The organism is Pseudomonas frederiksbergensis (genome assembly GCF_003732705.1).
In the GTDB taxonomy this organism is placed as follows: Bacteria; Pseudomonadota; Gammaproteobacteria; order Pseudomonadales; family Pseudomonadaceae; genus Aquipseudomonas; species Aquipseudomonas frederiksbergensis_F.
In genome coordinates this window covers 351,208-366,007 of record NZ_MOBR01000008.1, presented here as the reverse complement: position 1 = coordinate 366,007, position 14,800 = coordinate 351,208, and the positions used below count along the sequence as shown (strand labels likewise).

General features: G+C 60.8%; 12 protein-coding genes. 7 read left to right on the top strand and 5 right to left on the bottom strand.

Annotated elements, in window-relative coordinates; all coding sequences use genetic code 11:
- Positions 1-2: 2 nt before the first annotated feature.
- Positions 3-632 (bottom strand): LysE family translocator, encoded by a 630-nt coding sequence (locus BK667_RS10810; RefSeq protein ID WP_123597573.1) that lies wholly within the window; start codon positions 630-632, stop codon positions 3-5.
- Positions 633-776: 144 nt separating this feature from the next.
- On the opposite strand from BK667_RS10810, the gene BK667_RS10805 reads away from it, so the two are divergent.
- Entirely contained in the window at positions 777-1,253 is a 477-nt protein-coding gene (locus BK667_RS10805; RefSeq protein ID WP_123515567.1) for an Lrp/AsnC family transcriptional regulator, read from the top strand.
- 118 nt (positions 1,254-1,371) lie between these two features.
- Here the strand turns inward: BK667_RS10805 and lpdA are convergent, their stop codons facing one another.
- Positions 1,372-2,772, bottom strand: a complete 1,401-nt coding sequence (gene lpdA / locus BK667_RS10800; RefSeq protein WP_123597572.1) for a dihydrolipoyl dehydrogenase — start codon at positions 2,770-2,772, stop codon at positions 1,372-1,374.
- Positions 2,773-2,997: 225 nt separating this feature from the next.
- On the opposite strand from lpdA, the gene hflK (BK667_RS10795) reads away from it, so the two are divergent.
- The 5 genes from hflK (BK667_RS10795) (at position 2,998) to cfaB (ending at position 10,380) form a co-directional block, all read left to right on the top strand.
- A complete protein-coding gene (hflK, locus tag BK667_RS10795) occupies positions 2,998-4,962 on the top strand; it encodes a protease modulator HflK (protein WP_123597678.1) in 1,965 nt (654 codons plus the stop codon).
- A complete protein-coding gene (gene hflC / locus BK667_RS10790; protein ID WP_123597571.1) occupies positions 4,959-6,005 on the top strand; it encodes a protease modulator HflC in 1,047 nt (348 codons plus the stop codon). Before hflK (BK667_RS10795) ends, hflC begins: the two co-directional genes overlap by 4 nt.
- Positions 6,002-7,060, top strand: coding sequence for a protease modulator HflK (gene hflK, locus BK667_RS10785; protein ID WP_123597570.1), 1,059 nt, complete (start codon positions 6,002-6,004; stop codon positions 7,058-7,060). Before hflC ends, hflK (BK667_RS10785) begins: the two co-directional genes overlap by 4 nt.
- Entirely contained in the window at positions 7,057-8,967 is a 1,911-nt protein-coding gene (locus BK667_RS10780; RefSeq protein ID WP_123597569.1) for a heavy metal translocating P-type ATPase, read from the top strand. The genes hflK (BK667_RS10785) and BK667_RS10780 overlap by 4 nt, the downstream gene beginning before the upstream one ends.
- Before the next feature lie 228 nt (positions 8,968-9,195).
- Positions 9,196-10,380 carry a C17 cyclopropane fatty acid synthase CfaB gene (cfaB, locus tag BK667_RS10775; RefSeq protein WP_123515577.1) on the top strand — a complete coding sequence of 395 codons (1,185 nt, stop codon included), beginning with the start codon at positions 9,196-9,198 and terminating at the stop codon, positions 10,378-10,380.
- Here cfaB and cls read toward each other — a convergent pair.
- Entirely contained in the window at positions 10,377-11,816 is a 1,440-nt protein-coding gene (cls, locus tag BK667_RS10770) for a cardiolipin synthase (protein WP_123597568.1), read from the bottom strand. The genes cfaB and cls overlap by 4 nt on opposite strands.
- Positions 11,817-11,947: 131 nt before the next feature.
- On the opposite strand from cls, the gene BK667_RS10765 reads away from it, so the two are divergent.
- On the top strand, positions 11,948-12,469 hold the full coding sequence (locus BK667_RS10765) for a DUF3617 domain-containing protein (protein WP_054617102.1): 522 nt from the start codon (positions 11,948-11,950) through the stop codon (positions 12,467-12,469).
- A gap of 75 nt (positions 12,470-12,544) precedes the next feature.
- On the opposite strand, the gene BK667_RS10760 is transcribed toward BK667_RS10765, so the two are convergent.
- Entirely contained in the window at positions 12,545-13,438 is an 894-nt protein-coding gene (locus BK667_RS10760; RefSeq protein ID WP_123597567.1) for a His/Gly/Thr/Pro-type tRNA ligase C-terminal domain-containing protein, read from the bottom strand.
- A gap of 24 nt (positions 13,439-13,462) precedes the next feature.
- Positions 13,463-14,800: a dihydroorotase gene (locus BK667_RS10755; RefSeq protein ID WP_123597566.1), complete on the bottom strand. Its 1,338-nt coding sequence runs from the start codon at positions 14,798-14,800 to the stop codon at positions 13,463-13,465.

The window sequence follows — 14,800 nt, the reverse complement described above, 5'->3', positions numbered from 1 at the left end:
GCTCACGCCTGTTGAACGAACGTCAGCCTCAGGGCGAAACCGATCAACAGGCTGCCGAACAGCCATTGCTGCACCCGCTGGGCCGATGGGCTGCGTTGCAGCCAACGGCCGAGCGCGGCGCCGGCCAGTGCGTAAGCGCTGTCGAACAGCAAACCGATGCCGACCAGCAGCACGCCAAGGGTGGCAAATTGCGCGAGCACCGGCCCGGCCTGAGGATTGATGAACTGCGGCAGCAAAACCGAGCAGAACAACAGTGCCTTGGGATTAAGCAGATTGGTCAGCAAACCGCGCTGGATCGACTCACGCCAGCGCGATTTTTCGACCGTCTCGCTTGCGCCATTCAGACTGGGCAGCATCGTGGTGCGCAGGCACTGAATACCGATCCACAACAGGTAGGCGGCCCCGGCCAGGCGCACCACATCGAAGGTCCAGGGCGCCGCTTTGAACAACGCCGCCAGCCCCAGCGCCGCCAATGCCACATGACAACCCCGGGCGATGCCCAGGCCAATCGCCGTGGCCAGCGCCGCGCCTTTGCCCTGACGGGCGCCGGTTTGCAGCAGCAGGATCATGTCCGGGCCTGGCAGCAGATACACCACCGCCAGTGCCATGAAAAACAGCCAGAGACCTGCCATGTTGCACCCCGTTCGTTGTCGATTTGGTAGGGCCAGTCTAGGGCCGGAGGGCAGGGCAGGTGCTTGCGTAGTTCACTTCTAAAACCGTCTGGATTGGCATAACCTGCCACGTAATGACGTGCATACCATCAGGATCTGCCAAACATGAAACTGGATGCCTACGACCGCAAGATTCTCGCCGCCCTGCAACGGGACGGCCGGTTGAGTAATGTGCAATTGGCCGATGAGATCGGCTTGTCGGCTTCGCCGTGCTTGCGCCGGGTGCGGATGCTCGAAGAGGCGGGGGTGATTCGCGGCTATCAGGCCAACCTTGATCGAGATGAAGTGGGGCTCGGCCTGACGGTGTTTGTCGGGGTCAAGGTTGAACGCCACAACGATGAACAGGCCGAGGCGTTTCGCTTGGCTGTGACGGCGTTGCCCGAGGTGATTTCGGCGTTTCTGGTGTCAGGGGAATCGGATTTTCTGCTGCAAGTGGTGGTGCCGGATCTGCGCGCGTATGACCGGTTTCTCACCGGGCGATTACTGAAGTTGCCGGGGGTGAGCGACATCCGCAGCAACTTTGCGATTCACACAGTGAAAACACCGGGGGCGTTGCCTCTGGAGCATTTGCCGACCAGCTAGGATCGTTCCCACGCTCTGCGTGGGAATGCCTCTTCGGACGCTCCGCGTTCGGCTCCTGATGTGACGCGGAGCGTCACGGGCTGCATTCCCAAGCAGAGCGTGGGAACGATCACTTGAGCTACATCTGCGTCGCCATCCCCTCCACATTCATTGCCGCCTGGCGCAACGCCTCGGAGCGCGTCGGGTGCGGATGGCAGGTCAGGGCGATGTCTTCGGCTGACGCGCTGAACTCCATGGCCACGCAATATTCGCCGATCATTTCACTGACACTCGGACCGACCAGGTGCACGTCGAGGATTTCGTCGGTGCGCTCATCGGCCAGCACTTTGGCGAAGCCTTCGGTCTCATGATTGATCTTCGCCCGGCTGTTGGCGGTGAACGGAAATTTTCCGACCTTGTAGGCACGCCCCTCGGCCTTGAGCTGTTCTTCGGTCTTGCCGACGCTGGCCAGCTCCGGTCGGGTGTAGATCACGTTGGGGATCAGATCGTAATTGACCTCGCCGGCCTTGCCGACGATCTGCTCAACGCAGGCCATGGCTTCGTCTTCGGCCTTGTGCGCGAGCATCGGCCCGGAGGTGACATCGCCGATCACCCAGATGCCGGCCGCCTCGGTGCGGTGCCCCTTGTTGGCGAGCATGCCGCGCTTGTCGGTGGCGAGGCCGATGTTCTCCAGCCCCAACCCTTGTGTGTAAGGCCGGCGCCCGATGGCTACCAGCACGTAATCGGCTTCCAGCAGTTCGGCGGTGCCCCCGGCGGCGGGTTCGACACTCAGTTGCACACCGTTTGCCGAGGTCGTGGCGCTGGTGACTTTGGAACTCAACTTGAAGTTGATGCCTTGCTTGGTCAATGAACGCTGCAACGTTTTGCCGGCCTCGCCATCGACACCGGGGCAGATCCGGTCAAGAAACTCGACCACCGTCACCTGAGCCCCCAGACGCCGCCAGACCGAGCCCAGCTCCAGGCCGATGACCCCGGCGCCGATCACCACCAGGTGCTTCGGCACTTCGCTCAGGGACAGCGCGCCGGTGGAGTCGAGGATGCGCTTGTTGTCGATGTCGACGCCGGGCAGGGGAGTGGGCTCGGAGCCGGTGGCGATGATGATGTCCTTGGCGCTCAGCTCGGTCTTGCCGCCCGCGCTATCGGTCACGGTGACCTTGCCCGGCCCGTCGATGTGGCCCCAGCCCTTGATCCAATCCACTTTGTTTTTGCGAAACAGAAACTCGATGCCTTTGGTCAGTCCACTAACGCTTTCATCCTTCTGCTTCATCATCTGGGCGAGGTTAAGCGTCGGTTTGACCTCGATCCCCAGGTTGGCGAATTCCGCGCCCATGGCCGCGTCGTAGAGTTCGGAGGCATGCAGCAACGCCTTGGACGGCATGCAGCCGACATTCAGGCAGGTGCCGCCGAGGGTGGCGCGGCCTTCGACGCACGCGGCTTTCAGACCCAGTTGGCCGGCGCGGATCGCTGCGTTGTAGCCACCCGGGCCTGCGCCCAGAATCACGACGTCATAGGTGCTCATGGATGTACTCCTGGATTGAAAGGGAACGGATGAATAAACGTAGCCGTTGGTAAAAATTACGAACGTAATATGTGCGTTACCGGGCATTTCGGTCAAGGCTTCAGCTAAGCGACAGGTTGCGCACCTTTAGATACAGCTATTTAGAACGGAAATTTCACCACTTTCGTTATAAGGTAACGAGATGTGACGGGGTTCGACGTCAGCAACGATAAACACTGGGGTGGTATGCAAGTCGATCTTGATGTCGATGGAACGCAAGTAGCCGGGTTGCCGCGTTTTCAGCAGGCGCTCTTTCACGGGCGGCGATTGCGTCAGTACGCCATCGGCCTGAGCGCCTTGGCGGCGGTGGGACTGGTGCTGGCGTTTTTTGTCGCGCTGTTTGCACCGCAGTCGCTGTGGGGCGCGCTGTTGGTCAATCAAAGCGCCGGGTTGCTGGTGCTGGTTGCCGGTCTGCAATCGGCCTGGTGGGTGACGCAATGGCGCGCGCAAGCGATGAATCCGAGCGTGTCAGTGCCTGTGGTCGTCGAGGAAGAAACGGTCGCGCCGGTGGGCTGGTACGAGCGGTTGCTGGATCGGATCAGCCAGCGCTGGGTGCACCTGCTGGCGCAGATTGGCGCGTCGACGTTCTGGCTGGTCGGTTGGGCGCTGTTGACGTTGTTCAGTATCAAGCAAGTCTGGAATCTGGCGCTAACGCCCGCCACGCTGGGCTTGTCCGCCAGTATCGGCGCCGCGCTGTCGTTGCTGCTGGCCTTCGGTTTGCTGGTACTGGAGCGGCAACTGGCCCAGGAAAACGTTGCCGAATGGCCTGAAGCCGGGTCATTGGCGCAACTGACTCGAGTCGCGATTATTTGTCTGGTGCTGAGCGCGCTCTGCTTGTTGTTCGGCAATGACACCTCCGTCTGGCCGGTGCGTCTGGCGGTGCTGATCGGTTTGCTGCCGGGGCTGGTGGCGGTCGAGTTATTGCTGCGCGCCGTGCTTTCACTGTTCAGTCCGCAACGTGAAAACCTTGAACCGGCGTTACTGGCGCGCAGCTTTGTCGCCGACATGCTGCGTTGGCCGCCACAGCCGTTGCTCGCGTTACAGCACGAATTGCATAACCGCTTCGGCATCGACCTGCGGCAAATCTGGGCCTTCACCTATATGCGTCGGGCATTTTTTCCGGTGCTGGCGGTAGTGGCGATGGTCGGTTGGGCGCTCACCGGGATTCACGAAATCCCGTTGCAGGGGCGCGGCATCTACGAGCGTTTCGGTAAACCGGTGGAGGTGTTCGGCCCTGGTTTGCATGCCGGTTTGCCTTGGCCGCTGGGGCGGGTGCTGAACATCGAGAATGGCGTGGTGCATGAGTTGGCCACCAGCGTCGGTGAAGCCTCGGCACCTGTTGTTGCCGAGTCGGCTGAAGGCCCGGCCCCGGCGATTGCCAATCGCTTGTGGGACGCCAGCCATGTGAACGATAAATCCCAAGTCATCGCCAGCAGCCGTGCCGATAAGCAGAGCTTCCAGATCGTCAACATGGACGTGCGTTTCGTTTATCGCATCGGCTTGAATGACAAGGACGCGTTGGCCGCGACCTACAACAGCGCCGATGTCCCAACGCTGATTCGCAGCACCGCCAGCCGAATTCTGGTGCATGACTTTGCCTCACGAACCCTCGACGGTTTGCTCGGTGAGGACAGGGTAGGGCTGGGTGAAGAGATCGGTCGTGCGGTGCAGGCAGACCTGCAGAAACTCGACAGCGGCGTGGAAATTCTCGCCACGGTCGTTGAGGCGATTCATCCACCGGCAGGAGCCGCCAATGCTTATCACGCTGTGCAAGCGGCGCAGATTGGTGCGCAGGCGTTGATCTCCCGTGAGCGCGGCGCCGCAGCGGAGGCGACCAACCAGGCGCAGTTGCAGGCCAGCGTTGCTCGCGATCAAGCCACCGCCAGTGCGCGGGAAATCAACGCCACGGCGCAGGCGTCGGACCTGCGGTTCAGCGCCGAGCGCAAAGCCTACGCCAGTGCCGGCCAGGCCTTTGTGCTGGAGCAGTATTTCAGTCAACTGACCCAGGGCCTGGCCAACGCCAAGCTCCTGGTTCTCGATCATCGTCTGGGCGGCAGCAGCAACGCGCCGACCATTGACCTGCGTACGTTCACGCTGCCGGCCGACCCTGCGTCGTCGCGTAACACCGCTCAGCCAGGAGCCACCCATTGAGCCAGTCGCATACTCACGATCACGATGACCACACTGGCCACGATCACGGCCACGGTGGGCATTCTCACGGTCATCACCATCACCATCACCACCACGGTGAACCCGGGGAAGCCGGCCCATTCCCGTGGCGGCGAATGGGTTGGGCGGCGTTGCTGGTGGCCTTCGCCATCGCCGCCGCGAGCCTGGTGCAAGTGCGTTCGGGGGAGGCCACGGTGATTACCCGTTTCGGCAATCCGTCGCGGGTGTTGCTGGAACCGGGCTTGGGCTGGCGCTGGCCGGCGCCGTTCGAAGCGGCGATTCCGGTGGACCTGCGTTTGCGAACCACCTCCAGTGGTTTGCAGGACGTCGGCACGCGGGATGGTTTGCGCATCATCGTTCAGGCTTATGTGGCGTGGCAGGTGCAGGGTGACCCGGACAATGTGCAGCGTTTTATGCGCGCCGTGCAGAACCAGCCGGATGAAGCCGCGCGGCAGATTCGCACCTTCGTTGGCTCGGCACTGGAAACCACCGCCAGCAGTTTCGATCTGGCTAACCTGGTGAACACCGACGCCAACCAAGTGCACATCGCCGATTTCGAAGCGCAGTTGCGTCAGCAGATTGATCAGCAGTTGCTGACGACTTATGGCGTGCGCGTGCTGCAAGTCGGCATTGAGCGACTGACGTTGCCGTCGGTGACGCTCACCGCCACCGTCGATCGCATGCGTGCCGAGCGTGAAACAATTGCCACCGAACGCACGGCCATCGGTAAACGCGAAGCGGCGCAAATCCGTTCTGCCGCCGAACGTGATGCGCGCATCGTGCAGGCCGATGCCACGGTAAAAGCCGCCGATATTGAAGCGCAATCTCGCGTCGAAGCCGCACAGATTTATGGCCGCGCCTACGCCGGATCGCCACAGCTCTACAACCTGCTGCGCTCGCTCGATACCTTGGGCACGATTGTTTCACCGGGCACCAAACTGATTTTGCGCACCGATGCGGCACCGTTCAGGGTGTTGGTGGACGGTCCGCCGAGCCTCGAAAACAAGTCCGGGTCGCAGCCATGAATTTGGTTCCACGTGGAACAAATGAGTTAAGCAGCCCCTGGATTCAGGCCGGGCGTCTGGCTTTTTTGGCGCTTTACGCGGTCACGGTGTTGGCCGCTTTGGCTTGGGCGTTCTCCAATGTGCGGCAGATTGATCCGCAAAATCGTGCGGTGGTTTTGCACTTTGGTGCGTTGGATCGCATTCAAAATGCGGGTCTGTTATTGGCGTGGCCACGTCCGTTCGAGCAGGTGATTTTGTTGCCAGCGGCGGACCGGGTGATCGAGCGTCGCGTGGAAAATCTGCTGCGCAGCGATGTCGCATTGCAGGCAGATCGGGTGGCGACATTTGCCACGCCGCTCAGTGATGCACTCGCCGGCTCCGGTTATTTGCTGACCGGTGACGCCGGCGTGGTGCAACTGGATGTGCGGGTGTTTTACAAAGTCACCGAACCGTATGCCTTCGTCCTTCAAGGTGAACATGTGCTGCCGGCACTGGATCGCCTGGTCACCCGCAGTGCCTTGGCGCTTACCGCGGCGCGGGATCTGGACACCATTCTGGTTGCAAGACCTGAACTGATCGGCGCCGACAACAACGCCGCCGAACGCCGCGAACGCTTGCGCGGTGATCTGGTGCAGGGCATCAATCAACGCCTGGCCGAATTGAGCGCAACCGGGCAGGGCATCGGAATCGAAGTCGCCCGGGTCGATGTGCAATCGAGTCTGCCCGGCCCGGCGGTGAATGCATTCAACGCGGTGCTGACCGCCAGTCAGCAAGCCGATAAAGCCGTGGCCAATGCGCGCACCGAAGCCGAGAAACTGACCCAGACCGCCAACGAACAAGCCGACCGAACCGTGCAGGTCGCCCACGCTCAAGCCAGTGAACGACTGGCCAAGGCCTCGGCGGATACAGCGACGGTATTGAGCCTGGCCAAGGCGCAACAGCAGGGCACGGACCCACAAATGCTGCTGCGCATTTACCGTGAGCGGATGCCGAAGATTCTCGGCCAGGCCGGCTCAGTAACCACGGTCGATCCGAAAGACGATTCCCGCCTGATCATTCAGGGAGCTGCACAATGACTGCCCAAACCGCCGCCGCACCGAGCATGTTGTCCTCGGCTGAACAACGCAGCGCCGCGCGCCAACTGACCCTGGCCATGCTCGCCCTGGGCTTGCTCGGGCTCGGTTTGATCTGGCGCTGGGTGTCGCCGGAGCAGACCGGGGTCAGCCAATTGCTGTTGGGTTTCGCCTCGTTGCTGGTGGCCGTGCCGGTGATGCGCTCGGCCTGGTACAGCTTGCGCTACCCAAGCTTGCACGGGATCACCGATCAACTGATCGCCCTGGCGATGCTCGGAGCCTGGGCCACGGGTGATCTGCTGACGGCGGCGCTACTACCGATCATCATGATCTTCGGCCACGTACTGGAAGAGCGCAGTGTCATCGGCTCTCAAGAGGCGATTCACGCCCTCGGCAAATTGACCCGCAGCCATGCGCGCAAGGTTCAAGCTGACGGCACGGTGATTGAGGTCGACAACGGCACGCTCAAGTCTGGCGACATTGTTGAGGTGCGTGCCGGTGATCGAGTGCCGGCGGATGGTCGGGTGTTGTCGGGTCAGGCGAGCCTCGACACCGCGTCGATTACCGGTGAGTCGGTGCCGTTGGAAGCGGTGGTTGGCATGACCGTGTTCGGCGGCGCGATCAACCTTGATGGCCTGCTACGGATTGAAGTGACCCGTACCGGCAACGAATCGACCCTCGGCAAAGTCATCGCGCTGATGCAAAGCGCCGAGCGTTCCAAGCCACCGATCACTCGCCTGCTGGAGCGTTACGCCGGTAGTTACATGGTGCTGGTGTTGCTGCTCGCTGCCGTGACCTGGTTCATCACCAACGATGCCCAGGCGATGTTGGCGGTGTTGGTGGCGGCGTGTCCGTGCGCATTGGTGTTGTCGGCGCCGGCCACGGCGATTGCCGGGGTCGCGGTGGCGGCGCGTCACGGGATTCTGATTCGCAGCTCGGCGTTCCTTGAAGAGCTGGCAGACCTGACGTCATTGGTTGTCGATAAAACCGGGACGCTGACCTTCGGCACCTTGCGCCTGCAATCCATCGACAGCCCGTTGGAGGATCGTGATCACGTGCTGAAACTCGCCGCCAGCCTCGGCTCGGCAAGCAGCCACCCGGTCAGTCGTGCGTTGGCCAGCCTGGTGACTCAGGAGCATTTCCTGCTGCTCTCCGACATTCACGAACGCCAGGGGCTGGGCGTGGTGGCGATGACGGAGCAGGGCGAAGCGGCCCTCGGGCGTCCAGAGTTATTCGCGCAGTTGGGTATCGATACTTCGGCTGTTCCCGAACACGACGGGCCGATTGCCGGGCTGGCGCTGAACGGTGAGTTTCTCGCCTGGCTGTTGCTGGCGGACACCGTCAAACCTGAAGCGCGATTTGCCTTGAATGAATTGCGTGAGCTGGGATTGGGTCGGCAGTTATTGCTCACGGGGGATCGGCAAAGCGTCGCCCATACGCTGGCTCGCGATGTCGGTATCAGCGATGTCGAAGCTCAAGCCTTGCCTGAAGACAAACTCAATCGCGTGCTGACGGAAATCGGCAGTGGTTTCCGGCCAATGGTGGTCGGTGACGGCATTAACGATTCCCTGGCGTTGAAGGCCGGTGTCGTCGGTGTGGCCATGGGCGCCGGCGGAGCGGATATCGCGCTCGCCTCGGCGGACATCGTGCTGATCGGCAGTGACCTGCGCCGGCTCGGGACGTGTGTGCGGTTAAGTCGCCAGTGCCGCCAGACATTGCAGGTCAACGTGATCATCGGCCTGGGCTGGACCCTGGCAATCGTCGCCTTCGCGGCGTTCGGCTGGCTCGGCGCGGCGGGGGCAATGATTGCCGCGTTGCTGCATAACATGAGCACGTTGTTGGTATTGGGCAACGCCGGGCGTTTGCTGCGATTCCAGGAGCCGCTGCTCAAGTTGAAAGATGAAGTCTGATATACCCGTAGCCAACGCTCTAAACCGGGAGGTCTCGGCGATATAAACTTTTTAGAACTGTGTGCTCACTTCGTAGTCATCTAGGTGTGGACCATTGTTTTTACAGATTCACGACGGCGGTTTGAAGCGTCGCGAGCTATATAGAAAAAGGCTATTAAATCGATAGCCAGCTATTTTTCTAGGATGGTCTACCCTCACATCAGACGTCTGAAATAAGGGGGATTTTCCATGCTCGCGCAACTTCCACCGGCCTTACAGAATCTGCAGCTACCTCTTCGCCTGCGACTCTGGGATGGCCATGAATTCAATCTGGGCCCGACGCCCAGCGTCACCATTGTGGTAAAGGACCCACAAATGGTTACCCAATTGACCCATCCAAGCCTGGACGCACTGGGGGCAGCGTTTGTCGAAGGCAAACTTGAGCTGGAAGGCTCAATCAGCGATGTCATCCGCGTCTGTGATGAGTGGAGCCAGGCATTGCTGGGTGACGCCGACAGTCAGCCGGTTCGCCTCGTTCACGACAAGGAAACCGACGCCAAAGCCATCTCCTACCACTACGACCTCTCCAACGCGTTTTATCAGCTGTGGCTCGACAGCGACATGGCGTATTCCTGCGCCTATTTCGAGACCGGCAGTGAAACCCTGGAGCAAGCCCAGCAGGCCAAATTCCGTCATCTATGTCGCAAGCTGCGTCTGCAACCGGGCGACTACTTGCTGGATGTCGGTTGCGGCTGGGGCGGGTTGGCGCGGTATGCGGCCCGTGAGTTTGGCGCAAAAGTGTTCGGAATCACCCTCAGCAAAGAGCAACTGGCCCTGGCCCGTGAACGGGTTAAAGAAGAAGGTCTGGACGATCTGATCGAACTGCAACTGCTCGACTACCGCGATCTGCCTCAGGATGGGCGCTTCGATAAAGTGGTCAGCGTCGGCATGTTCGAACACGTCGGCCATGCGAACCTGGCCGAGTACTGCAAAATCCTGTTCGGCGCGGTGAAGGACGGTGGCCTGGTGATGAACCACGGGATTACCGCCAAGTACACCGATGGCCGTCCGGTCGGACGCGGTGCCGGTGATTTCATCGAGAAGTACGTGTTCCCCAACGGCGAGCTACCGCACCTGTCGATGATCTCTGCCGAGATCAGCGAAGCAGGGCTGGAGATCGTCGATGTCGAGAGCCTGCGGTTGCATTACGCGCGCACCCTCGACCACTGGAGCGAACGCCTGGAAGACAACCTGGAAGCCGCCGCCAAAGAGGTGCCGCAACAGGCCCTGCGAATCTGGCGGCTGTACCTGGCCGGTTGCGCCTATGCCTTCGCCAAAGGCTGGATCAACCTGCACCAGATTCTCGCGGTGAAAACCCACGCCGATGGCAGCCATGAACTGCCCTGGACCCGCGACGACATCTACAACCCTTAGAGTATCGGTGAAATCAGCCGGGCGACCCGCATGCCAATCTGTTGCAGGCGGTGGGTCTCCCGGCTTTCTTCTTTGGCGATCTCGTGGGCCTGGGCAAAGTCATCGTTGAGCATTTGTTCCACCTCGGCGGCGAACGCGCTGTCGACGGTCAGCAGCATCACCTCAAAATTCAGCCGGAATGAACGGTTGTCCAGGTTGGCGCTGCCGATTGCGCTGATTTCGCTGTCGATCAACACCACTTTCTGATGCAGGAATCCGGGCTGGTAGCGGAAAACGCGCACGCCTGCGCGCACGGCTTCGAAGGCATACAGGCTGGACGCGGCGTAAACGATCCGGTGATCCGGTCGCGACGGCAGCAGCAATCGCACATCCACACCGCGCAGTACCGCCAGCCTTAATGCGGCGAAAACGGCCTCGTCTGGAATGAAGTAAGGACTGGTAATCCACACCCGCTCCGTCGCTGCATGAATGGCTTCGACGAAGAACAGTGAGCAGGTTTCGTAGGAATCCGCCGGGCCGCTGGCGAGCAATTGGCAGAGCACGCCATCGTCCGGGTAAACGTCCGACAGGATCAGTGGCGGCAGTGAGCGTGCGGCCCAGAACCAGTCTTCAGCAAAGGATTCCTGCATGCAGGCCACCACCGGTCCGCGCACTTGAACGTGGGTATCGCGCCACGGCGCCAGGGGCGGCTTCTCGCCCATGTATTCATCACCGACGTTGTGCCCACCGACGAAACCCAGCACACCGTCGACGACCACGATCTTGCGGTGGTTGCGAAAGTTGACCTGGAACCGGTTGAGCCAGCCGCTGCGGGTGGCAAATGCTTTGACTTCGACGCCGGCCTCGCGCAACGGCTGCACGTAGCTGTGGGGCAACGAGTGGCTGCCGATGCGGTCGTAAAGTAGATAAACCGCCACACCTTCGGCGGCTTTTTTCAGCAGCAGGGTTTGCAGGCGTTGGCCGAGTCGGTCGTCGTGGATGATGAAGAACTGAATCAGCACCGCCTCTTTGGCGTTGCTGATGGCTTCGAAAATCGCCTCGAAGGTCGCCGTGCCGTTGATCAGCAGGCGCACTTCGTTGTTTGCCAGGCACGGCATGCGCCCCAGTTTGGGCATCGCTCTTAATGAGGCGTAGGCGTTGGATGCGCGGGCGGTCAGGGCTTCTTCGACCCAGGGGCGCCAGTTCAGCTCGGAGATGGCCTTGCGCATTTCTTCGTTAGCCTGGCGCCGCGCCTTGATGTAGCCATCGAAGGTACTGCGGCCGAAGACCAGGTACGGGATGAGCGTCAGGTAGGGAATGAACAACAGCGACAGGGCCCAGGCGATCGAGCCTTGGGCGGTTCGAACGGTCAACACGGCGTGGATGGCGGCAATCAGGCCCAGCGAGTGCAGTAGCGCGATCAGATAACCGAAAACATGCGGTCCAAAATAATCCATGGGGCAACCTTGCTCCTGAAGATTCAATACGTAAAAGACCATGTTCCGTGCAGAATGTCGCTATTTAATTGGCCCATGAACCGAAGCACATGGCTGACGTCTAACGGCCACTATTGATCAGGAGTTACTCGATGAACGTTCGTCTGCTGGGTTTGGCCATGGCCCTTGGTTTGTCCCTTCCTGTGGCTGCTCAGGCGCAGATGCTGCAACCGGGTTTGTGGGAGTTGACCACCAGCAACATGAAGGTCGATGACCAGAACCTGCCAGATCTGCAATTGATCCTCGGCCAGTTGCAAGGCCAGATGACCCCGGCACAACGGGCGCAACTGGAGAAGCAGGGCATCACCATGGGCGGCAAGGGGATTCGTGCCTGTCTGACCCAGGCCCAGGTAGCGTCGGACAACATTCCGCTGACGGATCCGCAATCGGGCTGCAAGCAGGAAATCACCGATCGCACCGGCAACCAGTGGAAATTCCGCTTCAGCTGCCCGAAAGCGCAAGGTGCGGGTGTGGCGACGTTCCTCAGTGATCGTGAGTTCACCACCAAGGTCAATGGCACTTTCAATGCCACCGGGATTCAGCAGAAGGGCAGCCTGGATACCCGCGCGGTTTGGCTGGGTCAGGATTGCGGCACTGTGAAGCCGAGAGCTTAAAAGCTTCGCGGGCAAGCCTCGCTCCTACAGGTATCACCCTCTGTAGGAGCGAGGCTTGCCCGCGAAGGCGTTGTGTCAGACACCACAATCCTTCGGGTGTAAGAACCCACACACCTCATCAATCTTCATCCGCCCGAAATCCTCCCCGCTGCAACTGCGCACGCTGACAAACCCGCCGTGCTTTTCCTTCTCTCCGACCACCAACAGATACGGCACGCTCCGCTCACTGTGCACGCGAATCTTGTGGGCGATCTTCTCGTTGCGCAGGTCCACATGGGCGTGAATCCCGCTCCGTCGCAGTTGCTCGGTCACCGATTGGGTGAAGGCGATCTGGCGCTCATCAATGTTCACCAGCATCACCTGGGGCGGCGTTCGCCAACGTTCCAGTTCCTCCTGACTCGGCCAGCAGGTGCCGTAGATCCGTTGCAGCGACGTGCCGCCGACATGATCCAGGGCGAAGGCCTGCAGCACTTTGGTGGCGGGGACGTGAGGTCCCTTGCTCAAGTATTCGCTGTCGCCCATGCAGTACACCGAGTGCTGTTCGGTGGCGGACAATGGTCGCTGCCGGATCGAATGGTTGGTCGCCGCCAGCATGCGCATCCGCACTTCAATCGGGATCAGGTCGGCCAGTGTCAGCGTGCGCTGCAACGCAAACTCATAAAAGAACCCATCGCCCAGTGCCGAGCCCTTCAGCAGCAGGACACTTGGATGAAGCTGCTTGACCGCCATGGCCAACATCAGCGCACAGGAGCGGCGCAGGATCTCCAGGCCATCGGGCTCTTGAGGCGTGACGATACTGACCCGGGCATCGCCCTGAATCACGAATCCACAGTCCACCAACACACCGTCCACCCGACCGGCCACTGCCGCTTTGGCCAACGCGAAGCCGATACTCGCCGCCAACTCATACACGGACAGAGGCTGATCGTATTCACGCAGTGAGCCGTCGGGCAGGGTGATGTGGATCATGGTCACTGTTCTCGGGAAGGCGCGTTAGCGCATGAAGCGCAGGGGCAAACCCTGGCAGCTTTCATATAGACGATTGGCGTGCCAGGCAATTTGCCCCGACACCAGTGTGGTGCTGACGCTGTGGCGAAAGCGATGGTGGGCGAAAGGCGTCCAGCCGCACTGGGAGAGGATTGGTTGCTGGGAAACGGCAATGCCATTGGGCTCGGGTTTGATCAGTACCAGATCGGCCCAGTAGCCTTCGCGCAGATAACCACGGTCGGGAATCGCGAACAGATCGGCCACGCGGTGACTGGTCTTGGCCACGAGGGTGGTGATCGGCAGTACTTCGTCCGCGACCAATTCCAACAACGCGAGGAGGGCGTGTTGCACCAGCGGCAGACCGGACGGCGCCTGACTGTAAGGCCGCTGTTTTTCAGCCCAGGTGTGGGGCGCATGATCGCTGCCGATCACATCCAGTCGGTTGCTCAGCAAAGCTTGGCGTAACGCATCACGGTCGCCCTGGGACTTGATCGCCGGGTTGCACTTGATCAAGTTGCCCAGGCGCGGATAGTCGCGATCATCGAACAGCAAATGATGCAGGCAGACTTCTGCGGTGATGCGTTTCTCGGCCAGTGGCTTGTCGTCGAACAGCGCCAGTTCGCTTGCCGTGGTCAGGTGCAGAACGTGCAGTCGGGTGCCGTGACGCTTGGCCAGTTCCACAGCCATTGAAGAGGAACGAAAGCACACCTCGGCGTTGCGAATCAGCGGGTGAGCGGCGGCAGGAATCTGTTCGCCGTACAGTTCTCGCAGGGTTGCGGCATTCGCATCGATGCTGGGTGTGTGTTCGCAGTGGGCCAACAGGATCGTCGGTACCTCGGCGAACAGTCGCTCGAGAATCCGTGGATCGTCCACCAGCATGTTGCCGGTGGAGGCGCCCATGAACACTTTCACCCCGGCCACTTCGCAAGGGTTGAGCGCGGCAACGGTGTCGAGATTGTCGTTGCTTACCCCGAAGTGAAAGCCGTAGTTGGCCACCGAGTTGATCGCCGCCCGACGCTTTTTGTCGGCCAATGCATCGAGGGTGAGGGTGGCCGGATTTGTGTTCGGCATGTCCATGAAACTGGTGATGCCGCCGACCACCGCAGCTCGGGATTCGGTGTAGAAACTGCCTTTGTCCGGCGCCCCCGGATCACGGAAATGCACTTGGTCGTCGATCATCCCCGGCAGCAGCCACTGACCCCGGGCATCGATTTCCACGTTCGCCGTTTCGCCTTCGATGCTGCTGGCGATCTTGACGATACGACCATTGCTGACTAACAGATCGCCGTCAAACTCACGACCTTCGTTCACCAATCGGGCATTGCGAATCAGCACGCTGCTCAT